At 71.7% G+C, this 21,662-nt stretch carries 20 protein-coding genes; 14 read left to right on the forward strand and 6 right to left on the reverse strand.

From position 1 onward, the window contains the following. The first annotated feature begins 2 nt into the window (after positions 1 to 2). The gene (locus J8403_RS32335; RefSeq protein ID WP_211126248.1) at positions 3 to 554 is read left to right on the forward strand and encodes a cysteine hydrolase family protein; all 552 of its coding nucleotides are present in this window, start codon (positions 3 to 5) and stop codon (positions 552 to 554) included. A gap of 210 nt (positions 555 to 764) precedes the next feature. On the opposite strand, the gene J8403_RS32340 is transcribed toward J8403_RS32335, so the two are convergent. Next, a complete protein-coding gene (locus tag J8403_RS32340) occupies positions 765 to 1,574 on the reverse strand; it encodes an NAD-dependent epimerase/dehydratase family protein (RefSeq protein ID WP_211126249.1) in 810 nt (269 codons plus the stop codon). A 291-nt stretch (positions 1,575 to 1,865) separates the two neighbouring features. Between J8403_RS32340 and J8403_RS32345 the strand changes: the two genes are divergently transcribed. From J8403_RS32345 to J8403_RS32355, 3 genes are all read left to right on the forward strand, one after another. Continuing rightward, positions 1,866 to 2,819, forward strand: a complete 954-nt coding sequence (locus J8403_RS32345) for a 5-dehydro-4-deoxyglucarate dehydratase (protein WP_211126250.1) — start codon at positions 1,866 to 1,868, stop codon at positions 2,817 to 2,819. Continuing rightward, complete coding sequence (locus J8403_RS32350) at positions 2,816 to 4,015, forward strand: hypothetical protein (RefSeq protein ID WP_211126251.1); 1,200 nt, start codon at positions 2,816 to 2,818, stop codon at positions 4,013 to 4,015. Before J8403_RS32345 ends, J8403_RS32350 begins: the two co-directional genes overlap by 4 nt. Before the next feature lie 178 nt (positions 4,016 to 4,193). After that, positions 4,194 to 5,369 carry an MFS transporter gene (locus J8403_RS32355; protein ID WP_211128539.1) on the forward strand — a complete coding sequence of 392 codons (1,176 nt, stop codon included), beginning with the start codon at positions 4,194 to 4,196 and terminating at the stop codon, positions 5,367 to 5,369. Here the strand turns inward: J8403_RS32355 and J8403_RS32360 are convergent. Next, positions 5,320 to 5,931, reverse strand: coding sequence for a kinase (locus tag J8403_RS32360; protein WP_246586087.1), 612 nt, complete (start codon positions 5,929 to 5,931; stop codon positions 5,320 to 5,322). The two genes, J8403_RS32355 and J8403_RS32360, sit on opposite strands and share 50 nt — an antisense overlap. A 173-nt stretch (positions 5,932 to 6,104) precedes the next feature. On the opposite strand from J8403_RS32360, the gene J8403_RS32365 reads away from it, so the two are divergent. The 10 genes from J8403_RS32365 to J8403_RS32410 all read left to right on the forward strand — a co-directional run bounded on the left by J8403_RS32365 (position 6,105) and on the right by J8403_RS32410 (position 17,539). Then, entirely contained in the window at positions 6,105 to 6,803 is a 699-nt protein-coding gene (locus J8403_RS32365; RefSeq protein ID WP_211128540.1) for a GntR family transcriptional regulator, read from the forward strand. A gap of 80 nt (positions 6,804 to 6,883) precedes the next feature. Next, positions 6,884 to 7,786: a dihydrodipicolinate synthase family protein gene (locus J8403_RS32370; protein ID WP_211126252.1), complete on the forward strand. Its 903-nt coding sequence runs from the start codon at positions 6,884 to 6,886 to the stop codon at positions 7,784 to 7,786. After that, complete coding sequence (gene araD, locus J8403_RS32375; RefSeq protein WP_211126253.1) at positions 7,783 to 9,543, forward strand: L-arabinonate dehydratase; 1,761 nt, start codon at positions 7,783 to 7,785, stop codon at positions 9,541 to 9,543. Before J8403_RS32370 ends, araD begins: the two co-directional genes overlap by 4 nt. Positions 9,544 to 9,668: 125 nt before the next feature. After that, a complete protein-coding gene (locus tag J8403_RS32380) occupies positions 9,669 to 10,595 on the forward strand; it encodes a carbohydrate ABC transporter permease (protein ID WP_211126254.1) in 927 nt (308 codons plus the stop codon). Beyond that, the gene (locus tag J8403_RS32385) at positions 10,592 to 11,491 is read left to right on the forward strand and encodes a carbohydrate ABC transporter permease (protein ID WP_211126255.1); all 900 of its coding nucleotides are present in this window, start codon (positions 10,592 to 10,594) and stop codon (positions 11,489 to 11,491) included. Before J8403_RS32380 ends, J8403_RS32385 begins: the two co-directional genes overlap by 4 nt. 63 nt (positions 11,492 to 11,554) lie before the next feature. Beyond that, positions 11,555 to 12,769, forward strand: coding sequence for a Gfo/Idh/MocA family protein (locus J8403_RS32390; RefSeq protein ID WP_211126256.1), 1,215 nt, complete (start codon positions 11,555 to 11,557; stop codon positions 12,767 to 12,769). Then, positions 12,766 to 13,620: a DUF6807 domain-containing protein gene (locus J8403_RS32395; RefSeq protein WP_246586088.1), complete on the forward strand. Its 855-nt coding sequence runs from the start codon at positions 12,766 to 12,768 to the stop codon at positions 13,618 to 13,620. The genes J8403_RS32390 and J8403_RS32395 overlap by 4 nt, the downstream gene beginning before the upstream one ends. A gap of 154 nt (positions 13,621 to 13,774) precedes the next feature. Next, complete coding sequence (locus tag J8403_RS32400; protein ID WP_211126257.1) at positions 13,775 to 15,115, forward strand: ABC transporter substrate-binding protein; 1,341 nt, start codon at positions 13,775 to 13,777, stop codon at positions 15,113 to 15,115. A gap of 182 nt (positions 15,116 to 15,297) precedes the next feature. Then, a complete protein-coding gene (locus J8403_RS32405) occupies positions 15,298 to 16,107 on the forward strand; it encodes a polysaccharide deacetylase family protein (protein ID WP_211126258.1) in 810 nt (269 codons plus the stop codon). Positions 16,108 to 16,318: 211 nt separating this feature from the next. Continuing rightward, positions 16,319 to 17,539 carry a right-handed parallel beta-helix repeat-containing protein gene (locus J8403_RS32410; RefSeq protein WP_211126259.1) on the forward strand — a complete coding sequence of 407 codons (1,221 nt, stop codon included), beginning with the start codon at positions 16,319 to 16,321 and terminating at the stop codon, positions 17,537 to 17,539. A gap of 51 nt (positions 17,540 to 17,590) precedes the next feature. On the opposite strand, the gene J8403_RS32415 is transcribed toward J8403_RS32410, so the two are convergent. From J8403_RS32415 to J8403_RS32430, 4 genes are all read right to left on the reverse strand, one after another. After that, on the reverse strand, positions 17,591 to 18,571 hold the full coding sequence (locus J8403_RS32415; protein WP_211126260.1) for an aldo/keto reductase: 981 nt from the start codon (positions 18,569 to 18,571) through the stop codon (positions 17,591 to 17,593). A gap of 70 nt (positions 18,572 to 18,641) precedes the next feature. Continuing rightward, positions 18,642 to 19,343 carry a response regulator transcription factor gene (locus J8403_RS32420; RefSeq protein WP_211126261.1) on the reverse strand — a complete coding sequence of 234 codons (702 nt, stop codon included), beginning with the start codon at positions 19,341 to 19,343 and terminating at the stop codon, positions 18,642 to 18,644. Beyond that, positions 19,340 to 20,602: a sensor histidine kinase gene (locus J8403_RS32425; protein ID WP_211126262.1), complete on the reverse strand. Its 1,263-nt coding sequence runs from the start codon at positions 20,600 to 20,602 to the stop codon at positions 19,340 to 19,342. The genes J8403_RS32420 and J8403_RS32425 overlap by 4 nt, the downstream gene beginning before the upstream one ends. Beyond that, positions 20,599 to 21,639, reverse strand: coding sequence for a hypothetical protein (locus tag J8403_RS32430; RefSeq protein WP_246586089.1), 1,041 nt, complete (start codon positions 21,637 to 21,639; stop codon positions 20,599 to 20,601). Before J8403_RS32430 ends, J8403_RS32425 begins: the two co-directional genes overlap by 4 nt. Positions 21,640 to 21,662: the final 23 nt, after the last annotated feature.

Genomic DNA, 21,662 nt, shown 5'->3' on the forward strand with positions numbered 1-21,662 from the left:
ACGTGAACAACACGGCTCTGCTCGTGATGGACGTCCAAGAAGGCATCGTGGCCCGGGTCCAGGACCCCGACTACGTGCCGCGCGTGAGCCGGGCGATCGACGCCGCCCGCAGCGCCGGAATCCCCGTCGTATACGTCGTCATCGGCTTCCGGTCCGGCCGTCCCGAAGCGTCGTCCCGCAACAAGGTGTTCACCACCCTGCCGCCGGGTCTCTACACCGAGGACGACCCCAAGATCGCCATCCACGAGGGTGTCACGCCCCGGCCGGGCGAGGTCGTGGTCACCAAGCGGCGGGTCAGCGCGTTCGCCGGCAGCGACCTGGATGTGGTGCTGCGGTCCGGCGACCTCACCCACCTCGTCCTGACCGGCGTCGCGACCAGCGGCGTCGTCCTGTCCACGCTCCGGCAGGCCGCCGACCTCGACTTCCGGCTCACGGTGCTGTCCGACGCCTGCTACGACCCGGACCCGGAGATCCACCGGCTGCTCATCGAGAAGGTGTTCCCGTCGCAGGCCGAGGTCACGACGGTGCAGGAGTGGGCCGAGACGGCGGGCTGAGCACTCGGGTTGCCCGGCTCGGTTGGGCGCGGCGCCGGGTCGCGCCTTCGGCGCGTTTGAGCATGGGACGGCGGGCGGGGGCCCGGCCTTCGTCGCCGGGCGCCGGGCCGGTCGGCGGCGGCGCCCCGCTCCCCACCCCCGGATCCATGCTCACAGGCCACCCCGTCTCGGCGAGCGGTGGCCATACGTACAGGGGCCCGCCCGAGAACCTCAGCGGGGCCAGATCGGCGGGTTGGTGCAGAACGCGCCGCCGAGGTTCTCGTGGTCGGGGTTGCCGGGCTCCAGCTCACCCTGTTCGGCGATCAGCTTCGCGGCGTACGGCTCGGAGTCGTCCTGGGGCTCGTACCCCAGGGCGCGGGCCGAGGAGAGGTCCCACCACAGGCGGGTGTTGGCCGAGCTGCCGTAGACCGCGGTGTAGCCCACGTTCTCCGCCGTAAGGGCGGCGTGGAGCAGCCGGGCGCCGTCCGCCGGGCTCATCCAGATCGACAGCATGCGGACGTTCGTCGGCTCGGGGAAGCAGGAGCCGATGCGGATGGCGACCGTCTCGATGCCGAACTTGTCCCAGTAGAACGAGGCCAGGTCCTCGCCGAACGACTTCGACAGCCCGTAGAAGGTGTCGGGGCGGCGCGGGGTGTCGAGCGGGATCAGCGGGTCGTCCCCGACCGGGCGCGGGGTGAAGCCCACGGCGTGGTTGCTGGAGGCGAAGACGACGCGGCGGACGCCCGCCTCGCGGGCCGCCTCGTACAGGTTGTACGTGCCCTCGATATTGGCCCGCAGGATCTTCTCGAATGGGGCTTCCAGGGAGATGCCCGCGAGATGGATGATCGCGTCGACGCCCCGCGCGGCCTCGCGCAGGGCGTCCCGGTCGGACAGATCCGCGGTGATCGCGTCCGGCTCGCCCTCGATGGGGAGCTGGTCGAGGAGCCGCAGCTGGTATCCGTACGGCGGCAGCAGCTCGCGCATCAATGTGCCCATGCCGCCTGCGGCGCCGGTGAGGAGGACGGTGCGGGGAGCGGGCATGGGCGGATCTCCTCCATGGGGAATCACGTATGGGGTTTTTATATGTGGTTTTTATTCATGTATGCGATTCAGATTCATGGCCACCGTAAGGATCGGCGCAGGAGTCGTCAAGGGTGGCGCGGTGCCGCGGAATTCACCGCCGGGTGAGGGGTGTCACCCCGTTGGCACCCTTGACCGGTGACCGATGGCTGCCTTACGGTGAGCGTGTTCACGAATGTAGATGACGATCAGAAACGTGCACACTGCGTCGGTGGGTGACGACGGGTCGGTGTACACGACAGGGAGAAGCCCGTGACCTCAGCTTCACTTGCCGAGCGCCTTGACGGACTGCTGTTCTTCCCCGTGACCGCCTACGGTCCCGATGGCGCCCTGGACCTGGAGATCTACCGCGCGCATGTCCGCGCCGGGATCGAAGCGGGGGCGGGCGCCGTCTTCGCGTGCTGCGGCACGGGCGAGTTCCACGCCCTGACGCCCGAGGAGTTCCACGACTGCGTCGTGGCCGCCGTGGAGGAGTCCGCCGGGCGGGTCCCGGTGGTCGCGGGCGCCGGGTACGGGACCGCGCTGGCGATCCAGTACGCCAAGCTGGCCGAGCGGGCCGGTGCGGACGGGCTGCTCGCCATGCCGCCCTATCTGGTCGTGGCCGATCAGGAGGGGCTGATCCGCCACTACAGCGCCCTCGCCGGCGCGACCGACCTCGACATCATCGTCTATCAGCGGGACAACGCCGTCCTGGCCCCCGAGTCCGTGGCCCGGCTCGCCAAGGTGCCCGGCATCATCGGCCTCAAGGACGGCCTCGGCGACCTCGACCTGATGCAGCGCATCGTCAGCGCGGTGCGGGCGGGCGCCCCCGACGAGGACTTCCACTACTTCAACGGGCTGCCGACGGCCGAGCTGACCGGCCTCGCCTACCGCGGCATCGGCGTGACGCTCTACTCCTCCGCCGTCTTCTGCTTCGTCCCCGAGCTCGCCGTCGCCTTCCACAAGGCGTTCATGACGGGCGACGACGAGACCGTCAACAAGCTGCTCGACGGCTTCTACCGGCCGCTGGTCGAGCTCCGCAACCAGGGCCGCGGCTATGCGGTCTCGCTGGTCAAGGCGGGCGTCCGGCTGCGCGGGCTGGACGTGGGCGAGGTGCGGCCGCCGCTGAGCGAGCCCAGCCCCGCCCACGTCAAGGAGCTGGCCGACCTGATCGAGCGCGGTATGGCGCTGGTCGGAGACGGAGACGGGGACGGGGAGGCGCGGTGAGGGCCTCCGCCTTCGTCTACCCCTGGGACGTCGTCGGAGACCCGGACGCCGCGCGCCGCATCGCCGATCTCGGCGTCCAGCAGGTGACGCTGGCCTCCGCCTACCACTCCACCCGGGCCCTGACCCCGCGTCACCCCGGCCACCGCATCGTCACCGCCCGCCACGCGGCCGTGCTCTACCCGCCGGACGCCGAGCGCTGGCAGGGGCGCGAGCTGCGCCCGTACGAGCAGTCGTGGGTGCCGGGCGACGACCCGTACGGCGAGGCGGCCGCCGCCCTGGCCGACGCCGGTCTCGAGGTCCACGCCTGGGTCGTGCTCGCGCACAACACCCGGCTGGGCGAGGAGCATCCGCGGACCTCCGTGCGCAACGCCTATGGCGACCGCTACCCGTGGGCGCCGTGCATCGCCCGCCCCGAGGTGCGCGCCTATCTGGTGGACCTGGCCGCCGAGGCGGCGGTACGGCCGGGCACCCGCGGCACCGAGCTGGAGTCCTGCGGCTGGTACGGGCTGGCCCATCTGCACGCCCACGACAAGATCGGCGGGGTACCGCTGGGCGGCGCCGGCCAGTATCTGATGTCGCTGTGCTTCTGCGAGAGCTGCGCCGCGGGCTATGCGGAACTCGGGGCCGACGCCGAAGAGCTGCGCCAGGCGGTCGTGCGCGCCCTGGGGCCGGTGTGGACGGGCGAGACGACCGCGGACGGCGGTGACCGCGCGGGGGAGTGGGCCGAGGTCGAGAAGCTGCTCGGCGCCGACCACGCCGCCGTCTTCGCGACCTGGCGCAACCGGGTCGCAAGCAGTCTGCGGGGCGAGGCCGTGGCCGCCGTAAGGAGCGCGGCAGAAGCGGACTTCCGGGTTCTGCTGCACGCCGACCCGGCCCCGCACCGGCTCGGCGCCAACGTCGGCGTGCACCCCGCCGATGTGCTGGCCCAGGCCGACGGGGTCGTGCTGCCCTGCACAGGGGGCGAGGCAGCGCGCTCCGCGGTCCTGCTTCCCTTCGTCCCGCACCAGACCGAGAGGACCGTGCTCGCCGCCAACTTCACGGTGGTGGCGGGGATGGGCGGCAGCCCGGCGACGCTGGCGCAGGACGCGGCCCACGCGGTGGAGCTGGGCGCCGATGAACTCCGCCTGTATCACGCGGGTCTGGCCTCGGACCAGGACCTCGCGGCCGTCCGCACGGCGCTCGCCGAACTGGGCTGAGCCGAGCTGAGCCAGGACCTGGGTCCGAGCTGAACCGGGACCCGCCCCGGACCCCGCCCAGGTGGCGGGTTTCCGGGACGGGTCGGCGGATTATCGGAAGCGCGACACCCGGTGGCATCGCCACGATCGAAGGGTGTCGACGAAACGGACCACCTCACACCGCAGAGCCATCGCGCTGATGTCCCTGGGCCACGCCTGCGTGGACATCTACCAGGGAGCGGTGGCCGCGCTGGTGCCGTTCTTCGTCTCCGAGCGGGCCTACGGCTACGCCGCCGCCTCCGGTGTCGTGCTGGCGGCCTCGCTGCTGTCATCGGTGGTGCAGCCGCTGTTCGGGGCGCTCACCGACCGGTGGGCCATGCCGTGGCTGCTGCCGGTGAGCACGCTGGTGGGCGGTGCGGGCGTGGCGCTGAGCGGGGTCACCGACTCCTATGCGCTCACCCTGATCGTGGTCGCCGTCTCCGGGATCGGCGTCGCCGCGTACCACCCCGAGGCCGCCCGGGTGGCCCGGCTCGCCAGCCGGGGCAGCCACACCGCGATGAGCTGGTTCTCCCTGGGCGGCAACATCGGCTTCGCCACCGCGCCGCTCGCGGTCGCCGCCGTCATCGCCACCGGCGGTCTGCGCGCCTCCCCGCTGCTGGCCGTCCCCGCCGTCGCCGGTGCCGCCCTGTGCGCGGCCACGCTACGGACGCTCAGGGCCCCTGGCGCGGCGACCGGGCCCGCTCGGGCCGGCCGTGGGGGAGAGGGAAGGGATGACTGGCCCTCCTTCCTCCGGTTGTCCGGGGCCATCATGTGCCGCTCGATCGTCTTCGTCGGGCTGAGCGCGTTCATCTCGCTGTATGTGCGCGAGCGCGTCGGCGGAGGCGAACTGGCCGGTACGGCAGCCCTGTTCGTGCTCTACGTCGGCGGCGCGGCGGGCACGGTGGCCGGGGGCGGGCTCGCCGCCCGCTACGGCCGTATCCCGGTCGTCCAGTGGTCCTACGCCCTGACCGTCCTCGCCGTCGCGGGTGTCGTCCTCGTCCCCGGCCCGGCGCTCTACCTCTGTGTGGCGCTCGCCTCGGCCGGGCTGTACGTGCCGTTCTCCCTGCACATCACGCTCGGCCAGGACTATCTGCCCCGCCGCGTGGGCACCGCGAGCGGCGTCACCCTGGGGCTCACCGTCAGCGTCGGCGGCCTCGCGAGCCCCCTCATCGGCGCCCTCGCCGACGCCACGACCCTGCGCACCGCCCTCACCCCCCTGATCGTCCTCCCCGCCCTCGGCCGGCTCCTGCTGCGCACCCTGCGCGAGCCCGCCCTCCCCGAAGCCCTCACCGGCCACTCCCACCCGGCGGAAGCCGAGGCGCCCGAGCGGGCGTAGGGGCGGCGGACGCTCCTCGGGCCTCGGCGCCGTCGGTCCCGGGCGCCGCCGCCCACCCCGCGTCCCGCATCACCCGCTCCACCGTCTCCTCCAGCGCGCTCGTCGCCGGGATCACCGTCTCGCCCCCGCCCGGCAGCAGGTCAAGCGGCCGGTACCAGCCGCGCAGCTCCGGCTCGCCGTACTCGTCCGCCTGCGGCTTCGTGGCATGCCGCCGCAGCGTCTCGGCGAACGGGACGTCGAGGTAGTAGCCGTGGGTGGGGCCCAGGTGGTCGCGGCACAGGGCGTCCAGCATCGGGCCGTAGTGCGCGGCGCAGAGGATGCCCTCGACCACGACGTGGAAGCCGTGGTCGAGGGCATAGCGGGCCACGGTGTCGATGAGGCCGATGTTCGCCGCGTCCGGGGTGTCCCGCTCCCGCAGCACGACCCGGCGCAGATTGTCCTGGCCCACCAGCGCGAGGCCGCGTCCGTAGCGGGCGCGCAGTCCGGCGGCGACGGAGGACTTGCCGGACGCGGAGTTGCCGCGCAGCACGATCAGCCGCGTCGTCGCGGAACCCACTCTCATCCGGGCCACGCTAGTGGCGTCGGCGGTGAGTCGCGGGGTGTGTGCGGGCGATTGCCCGCCGGGTGCGAATTTTCGCCGGAACCGTTGACGAACCCCCGGGGCCGCCCTAACTTCATCGCGTCGTACTTCATACGTCATATATGAGACGCGCTGTGTCAGATCTGAGAGCGGCCATGGACATCGCCCCGAGCCCGATCCCCTCCCGCACCCAGTACGTGCAGGAGGCGGTCAAGCACGCGATCCTCACCGGGCGGCTGCGCCCCGGGCAGGCGCTGGTGGAGGCCGAGTTGGCCGCGCAGTTCGGGGTCTCCAAGACGCCCGTGAGGGAGGCGCTCAAGACCCTCGCGGGGCGGGGGCTCGTGGTGATGAGCGAGTACAAGGGGGCCACCGTCAGGACCGTCGACACCGCGATGGCGCACGCGGTCTACGATGTGCGGCTGCTCCTGGAGCCCGAGGCGCTGCGCCGGACCGTCGCCGCGCGGGCCGGGCTGGAGGCCGCCGGGGCCGCGCTGGAGCGGTCGGACGCGGCCGACGATCCTGCCGGGCGGTCGCTGGCCAACCGCGACTTCCACCGGGCGCTGTATCTGCCCTGCGGCAACCCCCTGCTGACCCGGATGCTCGACGAACTGCGGGACCAGGCCGCGCTGGTGTCCGCCGTCGCCTGGCAGGCGGTGCCCTCCTGGGAGCAGGAGGCGCTCGAGCACCGGGAGATCCTGGCCCGTGCGCTCGACGGCGACGCCGACGGGGCGGGCCGCGCCCTGCACGACCACATCGCCTCCTTCGTCCGGCGCGCCTTCCCGGACCGGGAGTCCCCGGACCGGGAGTCCCCGGACGGGAAGTCCCCGGGTGGGGAGTCCCTGGACCGGGAGTAGCGCCATGGCGGCCCCGGTCGCCGACCCCAGCACCATCCGAACAGCTCGCCCGATGCCGAACATCGAGAGAAAGGGTTCGTATGGACTACTCACCGCTGAGGACGGCGCTCGCGGATGTCGTGGCGATCCCGGTGACTCCGTACGACGCCGATGGCGCCGTGGACCGCGCCGCCTACCGCGCCCTGCTGCGCCGGCTCCTCGACGGCGGGGTCAAGGCCGTCACCCCGAACGGCAACACCGGCGAGTTCTACGCCCTCACTCTCGAAGAGCGGCGGCTGGTCACCGAGTTGACCGTCGAGGAGGCCGCGGGTCGCGCCGCCGTCCTCGTCGGCGTCGGCCATGACGCGGCCACCGCCGTCGAGGCCGCCCGCCACGCCCGCACGGCCGGGGCCGACATGGTGATGGTCCATCAGCCGGTGCACCCCTACGTCGCCCAGGACGGCTGGATCGACTACCACCGCACCATCGCCGAGGCCGTCCCCGAGCTGGGCGTGGTGCCGTATCTGCGCAATCCGCTCATCGAGGGCGCGGCCATCGCCCGGCTCGGGGAGGAGTGCCCCCAGGTCATCGGGGTCAAGTACGCGGTCCACGACGCCACCCGCTTCGCCGCCGTGGCGCGCGACGCCGGGCTGGACCGGTTCGTCTGGGTGGCCGGGCTCGCCGAGCTGTACGCGCCCGCCTACTGGGCGGTCGGCGCCACCGGCTTCACCTCGGGCCTGGTCAATGTGGCCCCCAACGTCTCGCTCAACATGCTGGGCGCGCTGCGCGCGGGAGACTTTCCGGCCGCGATGAAGGTGTGGGAACAGATCCGGCGGTTCGAGGACCTCAGAGCCGAACGGCAGTCCGCCAACAACGTCACGGTCGTCAAGGAAGCGCTGGCCGCGATGGGTCTGTGCCGCCGTGATGTGCGCGCCCCGAGCAAGCCGCTGCCCGAGCCGAGGCGTGCGGAAGTCGCCGCGATCGTCGAGGGGTGGTCGATATGAGTACCCGTCCCATCGATGCGGGCACCCCGCCCAGACCGCGCAAGCGCCCCGAGGAGCTGCGCAGCCACCAGTGGTACGGCACCGAGGGCCTGCGCTCCTTCAGCCACCGGGCCCGCACCCGCCAGCTCGGCTATCTCCCCGAGGAGCACCTGGGCAAGCCGGTCATCGCGATCCTCAACACCTGGAGCGATATCAACCCCTGCCATGTGCACCTGCGCGACCGCGCCCAGGCGGTCAAGCGCGGGGTCTGGCAGGCGGGCGGCTTCCCCCTGGAGTTCCCGGTCTCCACGCTCTCCGAGACGTTCCAGAAGCCCACCCCCATGCTCTACCGCAATCTCCTCGCCATGGAGACCGAGGAGCTCTGCCGCTCCTATCCGGTCGACGGCGCCGTGCTGCTGGGCGGCTGCGACAAGTCCACCCCGGGGCTGCTGATGGGCGCGGCCAGCGCCGACCTTCCGGCGGTCTTCGTCCCGGCCGGGCCGATGCTGCCGGGGCACTGGCGCAATGAGGTGCTGGGCTCGGGCACCGACATGTGGAAGTACTGGGACGACAGGCGGGCCGGGCTGATCGGCGACTGCGAGCTGTCCGAGCTGGAGCGGGGGCTGGCCCGTTCGCCCGGCCACTGCATGACGATGGGCACCGCCTCCACGCTCACGGCCGCCGCCGAGGCGCTGGGCGTGACCGTGCCCGGCGCCTCGTCCATCCCGGCCGTGGACTCCGGGCACGACCGGATGGCCGCCGCCTCCGGGTTACGCGTGGTCGAGCTGGTCCGGCAGGACCTCAGGCTTTCGGAGATCCTCACCCGGGAGGCGTACGAGGACGCGGTCGCGACCGTGCTCGCCCTCGGCGGCTCCACCAACGCGGTGATCCATCTGATCGCCATGGCCGGCCGGTCCGGCGTGCGGCTCACCCTCGACGACTTCGACCGCATCGCCCGTACCGTCCCCGTGCTGGCCGATCTGCGGCCCGGCGGCCGGTATCTGATGGAGGACTTCCACTTCGCCGGCGGGCTCCCGGGCTTCCTCTCCCGCCTCACGGACGTCCTGCACCTGGACCGCCCCACCGTCGCCCACCCCACGCTGCGCGAACAGCTCGACGGCACCCTGGTGCACAACCCCGAGGTGATCCGGCCCCGCGACAACCCGCTGGCCGAGGAGGGCGGAGTGGCGGTGCTGCGCGGCAATCTGTGCCCCGACGGCGCGGTCATCAAGCACATCGCGGCCGAGCCCCGGCTGCTCCGGCACACGGGCCCCGCCGTGGTCTTCGACGACTACAAGGCGATGCAGGCCACCATCAACGACCCCGCCCTCGGCATCACCGAGGACAGTGTGCTGGTGCTGCGCAACGCCGGTCCGCTCGGCGGCCCCGGAATGCCCGAGTACGGGATGCTGCCGATCCCCGACCATCTGCTCAAGCAGGGGGTGCGGGACATGGTGCGGATCTCCGACGCCCGGATGAGCGGCACCAGTTACGGGGCCTGTGTGCTGCACATCGCGCCCGAGTCGTATGTGGGCGGCCCGCTCGCGCTCGTCCGCGACGGCGATCGGATCACCCTCGACGTGGCGGCGCGGGTGCTGCGGCTGGAGGTGGACGACGCCGAGCTGGCGCGGCGCCGGGCCGGGTGGACGGCCCCGCCGCCCCGTTACGAGCGCGGCTACGGCGCGCTCTATCAGGAGCAGATGACCCAGGCCGACACCGGCTGCGACTTCCGCTTCCTGGCCCGCCCCGGGGCGGTGCCCGAACCCTACGCGGGCTGACGCCTCCTCCTCGACGCCCAAATTTTTTTGTACGAGATACCGAACGACATTCGGTAAGCGCTTCACGGAAGCGCTTCACCAACCCGTACCCGCACCCCGTCGACTCCGAGAACGGAGAAGCAGTCATGGCCGACGCCGTGGCGAAACCGCCCCGGGTCACCCGGCGCCGTACCGGAGGACCGGCCCGCCGCCTCCCGTATCTGCTGATCGCCCCCGCCGGGCTGCTGATGCTGGGCTTCATCGCCTATCCGATGCTCAGCGTCCTCTACTACAGCCTGCGGAACTACAACGTCACCAAGCCCTGGCGGAACGGCTACGCGGGCTTCGGCAACTTCACCCGGATCCTCACCGACGACCCGCAGTTCTGGGACACGCTCGTCTTCAGCGGCAAATGGGTCGTCACCGAGGTACTGCTGCAGCTCCTGCTCGGCCTCGTGCTCGCCCTGCTGGTGCACCAGACCTTCCTCGGCCGCGGTCTCGCACGCGCGCTGGTCTTCTCGCCCTGGGCCGTGTCCGGGGTGCTGACGACCACCATCTGGATGCTGCTGTACAACCCCTCGACCGGCATCAGCCGCTATCTCGCGGACGCCGGGATCGGCACCTACGGCACCTCGGTGCTCTCCGACACCGGCACCGTCTTCTGGGCCGCCGTCGTGGCCGAACTCTGGCGCGGCGTCCCCTTCTTCGCGATCCTCATCCTCGCCGACCTCCAGTCCATCCCCCGGGACCTCTACGAGGCGGCCTCGGTCGACGGCGCGGGCCGGGCGCGACGGTTCCTCCACATCACCCTGCCGCATCTGAAGGACGCGATCATCCTCTCCACGCTGCTGCGCGGCGTATGGGAGTTCAACAACGTCGATCTGCTCTACACCCTCACCGGCGGCGGACCGGCCGGACAGACCACCACCCTTCCGCTGTACGTCGCCAACACCGGGATCAACGGCCATGACTTCGGCTACGCCTCCGCGCTGACCACCGTCGCCTTCGTGATCCTCCTCTTCTGCTCGATCCTCTATCTGCGCCTGAGCAAGTTCGGAGGCGACGCCAAGTGACCGCCGCACTCGCCGAGCAGGGCACCCGGCCCGCCCCCGCGGCCACCCCGCCGCCCGCCGCCCGCGGGAGACGCCGGCGCGGGCTCGACCAGGGCGTACCGCGCTGGCAGATCTATCTGCCGCTGTGCCTGTATCTGCTGTTCACCCTCGTCCCCTTCTACTGGATGCTGCTGTTCGCGCTGCGCCCCGCGGGCTCGACCGCGCTGGTGCCCTGGCCGGTCACCGGTGAGCACTTCCAGAAGGTGTGGAACGAGCGCAGCTTCGGGGTCTTCTTCCAGAACAGCATGATCGTCGGCGTCGCCTCGCTGGTGATGACGACGGCGGTGGCGCTGGCCGGCGGCTACGCCCTCGCGCGCTTCGACTTCCCTGTCAAAAAGGGCTTCATGCTGGCGCTGCTTGCCTCGCAGTTCATCCCGGGCGCGCTGATGCTGGTGCCGCTCTTCGAGATCTTCAAGAACCTGCAGATGATCAACTCGCTGGGGAGCGTGGTCATCGCGGAGACGGTCTTCCAGCTCCCCCTGTCGATCATCCTCATCAGCGGCTTCATCAAGAACGTGCCGGTGTCGCTCGAGGAACAGGCGTGGGTCGACGGCTGCGGCCGCTTCCGGGCCTTCTGCGCGGTGGTGCTGCCGCTGCTGCGCCCCGGGCTGATCGCGGTCGGCTCCTTCGCCTTCGTGCACAGCTGGAACCACTTCCTGTTCGCGCTGATGTTCCTCAGCTCCCAGGACAAACAGACCATCCCGGTCGGCCTCAACACCCTCATCGGCGCGGACAGCGTCGACCTGGGCGCGCTCGCGGCGGGCGGGGTGATCGCCGCGGTGCCCGTCGTCATCGTCTTCGCCTTCATCCAGAAATGGCTGATCACCGGCTTCAGCGCGGGGGCGGTCAAGGGCTGACCGAAACGGCCGGCGGCACACCGTATTCGGCGGCACACCGTACGCGAACGAGGAGGTCCGAGCATGGGCATGGCGCACGCCCCGGGACGAGGGGCAGCCCCGGCCGAGGAACCGATACCCGTCGTCCTCGCGGGCGCCCGAGGGCATGGGCGCCGGCACCTGGACAACATCCGTCGACTGGCCGCCGAGGGGACGGTCCGGCTCGCCGGGGTGTGCGAACTCCGGCCGCTCACCCGTGAGGAGCTGGGCGACGGGATCGGCGAGCCCGAGCAGTCCGCCGATCTGGCCGGACTCGTGGCCCGGACCGGCGCCCGGATCGCCGTCATCTGCACCCCGATCCACACCCACGCCGACCTCGCCCTCGCGGCCGCCGAACGCGGTGCGCACCTTCTGCTGGAGAAGCCGCCCACACCCTCGTATGCCGAATTCGCCCGGCTGAGCGAAGGACTGCGCGACTACGGAACCGCCTGCCAGATCGGCTTCCAGTCACACGGCTCCCACGCCCTGCCCGCCATTCGGAACTTCGTCGCGGACGGCCGCATAGGGGCGATCCGCGGCATCGGCGCGGCCGGGGCCTGGGCCCGCGGCGAGGACTACTACGCCCGCGCCCCCTGGGCCGGACACCGCACCCTCGACGGCCGCGACGTCGTCGACGGCGTTCTCACCAACCCCCTCGCCCACGCCGTCGCCACCGCCCTGCACCTCGGCGGCGCCGACCGGGCCGAGGACGTGGCCGAGATCGAGCTGGAGCTGTACCGGGCCAACGCCATCGAGGCCGACGACACCTCCTGCGTACGGATCCGCACCAGCCGCGGCATCACCGTCGCCGCCGCCGTCACCCTGTGCGCGGAGGAGCCCGGTGAGCCGTATGTCGTCGTCCACGGCGACCGGGGGCGGATCACCTTCTGGTACAAGCTGGACCGGGTCCGCGTCGAACGCGACGGAGCGCCGCCCGAGACCACCGACCACGCGCGCACCGATCTGCTGGACAACCTCGTCGCGCATCTGCGCGACGGCACCGAACTGCTCGTCCCACCGGACCGCACCGGCGCGTTCATGCGCGTCGTCGAGGCGGTCCGCACCGCCCCCGCACCGGTCCCGCTGCCCGCCGACGCCTGGCGCACCGAGGCCGGTGCGGGCGTCGCCTCGCGAGCCGCCAAGCGGCGCGTGGTGACCGGCATCGACCGACTGGTCACCGCCGGCGCCGAGCGCCTCGCCCTGTACTCGGAACTGCGCGCCCCCTGGGCCGCACGCCCCGCGGAGGTCCCGCACCCATGACACCCCTGACCCCCTCCAACCCGCTGATCCCCTCCCTCACCCGCCGTCCCCCCTGGACCGTGCTGCGCCATGAGCACCGGGTCGTCGGGTCGTACGCGCACCGCCCCCAACTGCCCGGCACGGTCGCGCCACGCCCGTATCTGCACCCCGTGCGCACCCTCGGCGGCGTCACCGTCACCGGTCTGCGGCCCGCCGAGGATCCTGCCCACCTGGGTGTGTCCATGGCCATCCCGGAGGTGGCCGGACACGACTTCCGGGGCGGCCGGGGGAGCCCGGCCCACCAGGGGAGCCAGCGCCATCTCGGCTGGCTGCTGCGCGACCCCGATGGCTTCGTGGAGGAGCTGTCGTGGGAGGCCGGGGGGCGGCAACTGCTGCTGGAGCGGCGCACGGTGGCCGTACGGTCCCTGGGAACCGCGTGCTGGGCGCTGGACTTCACCTCCGCCCTCACCAATGTGACGGGCCAGGAGCTCGCCCTCGGCGGGGCGGGCCACGGAGGCGGCTTCTTCTGGCGCGTCCCGCGGCGCCTCGAGCCCGCACAGGTCTTCAGCGCCGACGGCGAGGGCGCGGCGGCGGTGCACGGACGGCCCGCGGACTGGCTGGCGCTGGCCACCGACGAGTGGACGCTGGTCTTCGCGGGCGCGACCGGCGACACCCGGGCCGACCCGTGGTGGGTGCGCACCGGGGAACACCCGGGCATCGGCTCGGCCCTCGCCTCGGACCGCCCACTGCCCCTGGCCCCGGCGGACACGGTCACCCGACGCATCGTCACCGCGATAACGGACGGCCGCCTGACCCCCGAAACCGCGGCCCGCCGAGCAGCCCAACTCTCCGACCGAGGCGCGGCCGTATGAGCAGGGTTGTGAGCAATCGTCCCTCCCCCAGCTACCGCTGGGAGGTGCCCTGTGGCGGGACGGGTGGGCGCAACCGGACCCGCACACGGCCACGGCCTCAGCCAAGACGGAGCGACCCCCAAGACCAGCAACCCCGAGGAGACGGACGCACACCATGACCCCACGCACCCGCAGAGCACCCCACACCGCAACCGCCCTCACCGCACTGCTCACCCTCGCACTCACCGCCACCGCCTGCGGCGACAACGGCTCGGCCACCGGAGAGGAGGGCTCCGGCAAGGGCACCATCACCTTCTGGGACAACAACGGCGGCCCCCGCACCAAGGTCTGGAAGCGGATCATCGCCAAGTTCGAGGACAAGTACCCCGACATCACGGTCAAGTACGTCCCGATCCCGATCACCAATGTGCAGTCGAAGTACGACACCGCCATTCAGAGCGGCGGCGACAGCCTGCCCGATGTCGGCGGCGTGGGCACCGCGTATCTGGCCAATCTGGTGGCCCAGGGCGCCCTCGACCCCGTGACCGACCGCATCGACGACAGCGCCCTCAAGGGCAAGCTGATCAAGAACATGGTCGACAGCGTCCGCGCGGCCGGCGGGGAGGACCAGGAGCTGTACTCCGTCCCGACCTCCGCCAACCAGGGCACCCTCTGGTACCGCACCGACCTCTTCGAGGCGGCGAAGCTGCCGGCGCCGGACAGCTGGGAGAGGTTCTACAAGGCCGCCGACGAGCTGACCGACAAGGGCGGGAACAAGTTCGGCTTCACCCTGCGCGGCGGCGCGGGCTCGATCGCCCAGGCGCTGGACATGATGTACGCCCAGTCCGGCATCGCGTCCTTCTGGGACGGCGACAGGACCACCCTCAACGACCCCAGGAACGTCGCGGCGCTCGAGAAGTACATCGCCCTCTTCAAGAAGGTCACGCCCGCCGCGGACCTCAACAACGACTTCGCCAAGATGGTCGCCCAGTTCGACCAGGGCGACATCGGAATGCTGCAGCACAACCTCGGCAGCTATGTCGACCACGTACGGCTGCTCGGCAAGGAGAAGATCGCGGGCATACCGCTGCCGCCCTCCCGGGCCGGGGCGGCGCGCACCATCGTCTCCAACCCGGTCGACGGCCTCGGGCTGTTCAAGGCGAGCAAGCACAAGGCGGCGGCCTGGAAGTTCATCGCGTTCGCGGCCTCGCCGGAGATGAACAGCCTCTGGAACGAGGACGTCGGCGCGATCCCCGCCAACGTCGGTGCCGCGGACGACGACTGGATCGCCGGGGCCCCGCCGACCAAGGCCGCGCTGGAGTCGCTCAACGATCCGCGGACCAAGGTCGTCCAGCTGCCGTACTACCTCCCGGACTGGAACAACATCAGCAAGGCCGACAACGAGCCCGGCTTCCAGAAGGTGCTGCTCGGCGAGATGACCGCCAAGGCGTTCTGCGACAAGGTCGCGGACGAGCTCAACGCGGCGCAGGCGGACTGGAAGAAGCACCAGCGCTAGCCGCGCTCGATCACCACGTCGCTCCACGGGGCCACGGGTCCTCGGGCCCGTGGGTTTCTATGAACCCCATGTATACCTGAGGTGTATAGTGCTCGCAGTTTATGCCGCCAACAGTACCTATTTATATGCCTGTTGGCGGCATTGCGATCACTACTGACAACAAAAGGACTTCGGGGAGAGCAATGGGGCGAAAAGGTCGAATATCCGGGCTGCTCATGAGTGCCGTCTGTCTGACGCTGGGCCTCACCGCCTGTGGCGCGTCCTACGACACCACCTCACCGCGCAGCGCGCGGGAGCACGCGCTGAAGGACCCCGGGCACGCGACACCGGCCGCCTCGAAGCCGGACGTGCTGAAGAAGGGCGACGGGACGGACGGCTCGGTCGACTGCTCCCGCGCCAAATGCGTCGCCCTCACCTTCGACGCGGGCCCCAGCGAGAACACGCCCCGGCTGCTGAAGATCCTCAAGCGCGAGAAGGTCCACGCGACCTTCTTCATGCTCGGCAAGAAGCACATCGACAAACACCCCGACCTGGTGCGCCGCATCGCGGACGAGGGGCATGAGCTGGCCAACCACACCTGGTCGCACAAGATCCTGACCAAGAGCGACGACGACCTGGTCCGCTCGGAGATCAACCGGGTCCAGAGCGCCGTCAAGAAGCTCACCGGCCGTACGCCGCTGCTGATGCGGCCGCCGCAGGGGCGTACCGACGAGCGGGTCTCCAAGATCTGCCGGGAGCTGGGCGTGGCGCAGGTGCTGTGGAGCGTGACGGCGAAGGACTACCAGACGACCGACTCCGCGCTGATCGAGAAGCGGGTGCTGGAGCAGACGGACCGCGACGGGGTCATCCTGCTGCACGACATCTACAAGGGCACGGTGCCGGCGGTGCCGGGGATCCTGGCCAAGCTGAAGAAGGACGGCTATACGGTGGTGACGGTCTCCCAGCTGATGGCCCCGGCCGCTCCGGAACCGGGCAAGGTCTATCGCCCATGAGGCAACAGACCAACAGGACCTTCCGTTTCCGAACATCCTCGGCCACAAAACGATCAAGTCTTGTCGCAAGCTATCGCGAGGCGATCGGAATTTCGTAATCTAAGAATCCTCGGGTGCCCGGCAACCTAATCTGGACTGGCGGCAACTACGACATGGGACGGGCCGGTCCGGATCCTCCGGCCCGTTCTCTCGACGCGGAACAGGAGTTGCCATGAGGCTGAGGCGCAAGCGGGGCCGCCACCGCCGCCGTAAGGACCGCACGCTGCCGCTGGGCAGCGCCGTGATCGTGGCGTCGGCCGTGGCCGGGGTCTATCTGACGGCTTCGCCGGAGGGCGCGAGCGCCGTGCCCACCACCGTGTACGTGGCCACCAACGGCAGCGACGGCGGCAGCGGCACCCTCAAGTCCCCCTTCCGAAGCCTCGAGAAGGCGATATCGACCGCCAAGGCGGGCACCACCATCGAGGTGCGCGGCGGCACGTACTACCCCGCCAGGACGCTGCGCAGCTCCGTCAGCGGCACCCCCCGCGAGCGCGTCCGACTCCGGCCCTACCGGGCGGAGAAGGTCCGGCTCGACGGCTCCCGGCTGGACGAGGGCTCCTCCCTGGTCTCCCTCAGCGCCGACTACTGGACGGTCTCCGGGATCGAGCTGCGCAACGCCCCGGGCGGCGGCCTGGTCTGCACCTCCTGTGCGAAAAACGTCTTCCAGAACCTCAGCACCCACGGCAACGGCGACACCGGACTCACCCTCCGCGGCGATGACACCAACGGCAACGTCATCCGGAACCTGGACTCCTACGGCAACCACGACGATGCCACCGGCGGCCAGAGAGCCGACGGCATGGCCCTCACCCACGGCTCCGGCACCGGCAACGTGGTCACCGGATCCCGGCTGTTCCGCAACAGCGACGACGGCCTCGACCTGTGGATGTGGGCGAGCCCCGTCACCATCGAGCACTCCTGGGCCTTCGGAAACGGCCGGAACCGCTGGCACATCCCCTACTTCAAGGGCGACGGCAGCGGCTTCCAGCTCGGCGCCGAGCGCCGCGGTGCCCCCTCGCCCTCCCATGTCGTACGGACCTCCGCCGCCTGGGCCAACACCAAGAGCGGCTTCGAGGCGGGCGGCAACACCGGAGCCCTCCGGCTCCAGCGCACCACCGCCTTCGACAACTGGGGCAAGGGCTACTCCTTCGCCGGCTCCCGCGCCCTCCTGACCGGCAACCTCGCGGTCTCCAACGGCCGCGGCAGCGCCGACACCGGACGCCTCGCCGTCTCCCGGGACAACAGCTGGACGCCGGGCGGCCCGGCCACCCCGCCGCTGGTCACCACCGACCCCACCACGGCCCTTGGCCCCCGGCGCCAGGACGGCTCCCTTCCGGTCACCAGCTTCCTCGTCGTCATGGACCGCACCGAGATCGGCTCGACGATGAACTGAGGCCCTGGGAGATCCGGGGCTCCCGGGAGCTGCGGGAGCCGTCCCGTCGCGTCAGCTGTGGCCCATGATGGGCCGCGGACGGTAGGGGTCCTCCAGGCGGGCCACCTCCGTCTCGTCGAGCGTCAGCCCGACCGCGGCGACCGCGTCCTCCAGATGACCGATCTTCGTGGCCCCGACGATCGGCGCGGTGACCGCGGGCCTGCCGAGCAGCCACGCCAGCGCCACCCGCGCCGGGGACACCTCGCGCTTCTCGGCGATCTCGCGGGTGGCGTCCACTATGGAGAACTCCGCGTCCGCGTACCACTTCTCCACCAGCGGATCGTTGCCCGCCCGGACGGTGGTCCCGGTGCGGTCCCGGCCGCGGGTGCCCGCCAGCAGCCCGCGGGCCAGCGGGCTCCAGGGGATGACGCCGACGCCCTGGTCCAGGCAGAGCGGGTTCATCTCCCGCTCCTCCTCCCGGTAGAGCAGGTTGTAGTGGTTCTGCATGGAGACGAACCGGGTCCAGCCGTGCGCCTCGGCCGTGTGCTGGGCCTTGGCGAACTGCCAGGCGTACATGGAGGAGGCGCCAATGTACCGGGCCTTTCCGGCCCGCACCACATCGTGGAGCGCCTCCATCGTCTCCTCGACGGGTGTCGCGGGGTCGAAGCGGTGGATCTGGTAGAGATCCACGTGGTCGGTGCCCAGCCGCCGCAGCGAGGCGTCGATGCCGGCCAGGATGTGCTTGCGGGACAGCCCGCGGTCGTTGGGGCCCTCTCCCATCGGGGAGTAGACCTTCGTGGCGAGGACATAGTCGTCGCGGCCGGGGAAGAGCTCCCGCAGCAGCTCGCCGGTGATCTCCTCGCTCCGGCCCATCGAGTACATGTCGGCGGTGTCGAAGAAGGTCACCCCCTCCTCGACCGCGCGCCGCACGATCGGCCGCGCGTCGTCGATGTCCAGCTGCCAGGGCCGGTGTTCGGGGCTGCCGTAGCTCATCATGCCGAGGCAGATCCGCGACACCTTGATGCCCGACGCGCCCAGCCGTGCGTACTCCATGCGCCTGCTCCTCCCGCCCATCCGTCCGTTCGGCCGACCCGTCACTGCAGACCACCCCGGCCGCCGGATGTCAGCCCGGCGTGACGAAACCGCTCTCGTACGCGGCGATCACCGCCTGGGTGCGGTCCCGTACCCCCAATTTGGTGAGCACCGCCCCCACATGCGTCTTGACCGTGGCCGGTCCCACCGCCATCCGGGTCGCGATCTCGGAGTTGGACAGCCCGTCGGTCATCAGCCGCAGCACCGCGGCCTCCCGCTCGGAGAGCCGCTCGCTCAGCGCCCGCGCGCTCGCCTCACGGTCCGGGCCCCGGGCGGCGGCGTGTTCGGCGGCCAGCGCCCGCACCGCGGCCGGGAACAGCAGCGAATCGCTGCGGGCCACCAGCCGCACCGCCTGCACCAGATCCTCCGCACGGGCCCGCTTGAGCAGAAAGCCGCTGGCCCCGGCGCGCAGCGCGTCGTACACATAGCTGTCGTTCTCGAACGTCGTCACCACGACGATGCGCGGCGGGTCCGCCATGGTGCTCAGGATCCGCTCGGTGGCGCGGATGCCGTCGACATCGGGCATCCGGACGTCCATCAGCACGACGTCCGGGCGCAGTTCACGGACCACCGGTACGGCCTCGGCGCCGCTTCCGGCCTCGCCGACGACCTGAAGGTCCGGTTCGCTGGAGAGGATCGCGCGCAGCGCGGTGCGCACCATCCGCTCGTCGTCGACGAGCACGATGCGCAGCGGGGGCGGCGGGGCGTTCACCGGGGACGGCGGGGTGCTCATCGGGACGCCTCCAGCGGGAGCCGGACCGTCAGCCGCCAGACGCCGTCCACGGTGTCCCACGCACAGGTGCCGCGCAGCAGGGTGGCCCGCTCGGCGATGCCGCGCAGCCCGCGGCCGCCGCCGGTGGGCCGTGCCCGGGCGGCTCCGTTCACCGGGTTCTCCATCGTGATCTCCACCTTCTTCGGGTCCTCGGCGATCCGGAGCCGCACCGGCACCCGGCCCGCGTGGCGCAGTGCGTTGCTGAGCCCCTCCTGGACGATGCGGTACGCCTCGCGGGAGACGACGGGCGGCAGCCGGTCCAGCGAGCCCGGGGCCGTCAGCTCGACGGCGACGCCCGCGGCCCGGGTGCGGGCCAGCAGCCCGTCCAGGTCCATCAGGGTGGGGGAGGGGGCGGGGGCCGGACGGTCCTCCCCTTCACGTAACAGGCCCAGCACGCTGTCGAGTTCGCCGACCGCGTCCCGGGTGGTCTCCTCGATGGCCGCCAGCGCCTCCCGGGCGAAGTCCGGATCGGTGTCGAGGACCTTACGGGCCGCGCTCGCCTGGAGGGTCACCGCGCTCAGCGCATGGCCGACCGAGTCGTGCAGCTCGCGGGCGAGCCGGTTGCGGGCGGCCAGCCGGGTGGCCCGCCGCTCGGCGGCGGCGAGCCGCTCGGCGGGGGCGGGGCCGAGCAGCGCGGGCGCACAGCGGGCCAGCAGCGCCCCGGCGGCCGCGGCGATCCCCATGATCACGCCCAGCAGCAGCACCCCGGCCAAGGGCGCCAGCGCGCGGGAGGCCGAGGCGAAGGCGTGCGGCCAGCCCTCGTCGGCGTACGAGCCGTCGGTGAACGGCAGGGCGACCAGCAGCGCCGAGGCGGGCAGCAGGGACAGGATGAGCCCGCTGACCAGCCCGCCGATGGCCAGATGCAGCCCGTACCAGAGCAAGGTGCGGGCACGCGCGTCCCATGACCCGGCGGGCCCGGCCGCGAGCTCCGCGGACTCCGGAAGCCCGCACAGCGAGCGGGCGGCGGTGGCCTCCAGGGGGCGTACGAGCGGGAGCAGCGCGGTCGGCACGGCCAGCGGCAGGGCGGTGGCGAAGGTGCCCAGCTGCCACGGCAGGGAGGTGAAGGGCACGGCGTCCTGGAGGAGCATCGAGAAGACGACGCCGGTCAGCAGGTAGTACGGCATCAGCAGGGCGCCGCCGAGCACCAGATGGACCCAGCGCAGCTGGGCCCGGCGGCCGGCCACCGCACGGACCGCCCGCCGCCACCACGCCCCGGTCACGAAGCCGGGTACGCTGCCGCGCCCCCGGCGGAGCCGCGCTCGCGGAAGAAGCGCCCGCCGGCCGTGAGGACGAGCAATCCGACGGTCATCTGCACAGCGTAGGTCAGATTCATCAGCGCGGTCGGCTCCTTGGCGGCGTTCTGGGCGGTCAGTCCGGTCAGGAGGAGCCAGCCGCCCCAGCAGGCGAGCGCCGCGGAGCCGACGCAGGCCAGACCCAGCGGCAGGGCGAGGCGCACCCGACGCCCGGCGCGGAAGGCGACCATGAGCACGCCGAGCGCGGTGATGAGCGCGAACAGGACGTACACACCCTCGAGGACGGAGAAGTCGCTGCCGCGGTCCTGGGCCCGGTAGTCGTCCAGCCCGGTGTCCGACCCCGCGGCCCACAGCAGATGGACGGCGGCGGGCACCGCGGTGAGCAGGGCGATGACGACGGCGACCGGGCGCCGGGTGGCGGGGCCCGCCCCCCGGGCGGGCAGATCGGCGATCCGGCCGCGCCACAGATGGCCCCAGCGGCGGCGGGCGTACAGCACGAACAGGCCGCCCAGGGCCAGCCCCTGCACGATGAACCCGCCGTAGACCATCCCGAAGACCCACTCGGCCAGGAACGTCCCGCCCGACCCGGAGGACCGGCCCCCGTCCCCGCCGCCGAAGCCGAGCGCCCTGGCCGCCAACTGGGCCGGGAATCCGGCCATGATGGGCGCGAGCAGCCCGCAGGCCACCCATGCGGGCAGGGCCGTCAGCCAGGCCGGTGCCCGCAGCCCCCAGGGGCGGGTGAGCAGCAGGGCGAGGACGACCACGGCGGCGTCCATGAGCACCGACAGGCCGTTGACGACGACCATCACCGTCTGCCGGCCGGGGTCGCGCAGCTCGCTGCCCTCGGGCATGCCGACATGACTGCCCGACATCCAGGCGATCTTGAGGCCGATGTACGGGAGACAGGCGAGGATCGCGACGGCCCGCAGGATCCGCCCGGCCGAGTCGCCGGGGGAGCGGGCGGGTGCGGGACGCGTCCGGGAGCCGGAAAGGGTGTGGGTCACGAGGACCAGCCTCGCGGCGTGGT

Source organism: Streptomyces yatensis (assembly GCF_018069625.1).
Lineage (GTDB): Bacteria > Actinomycetota > Actinomycetes > Streptomycetales > Streptomycetaceae > Streptomyces > Streptomyces yatensis.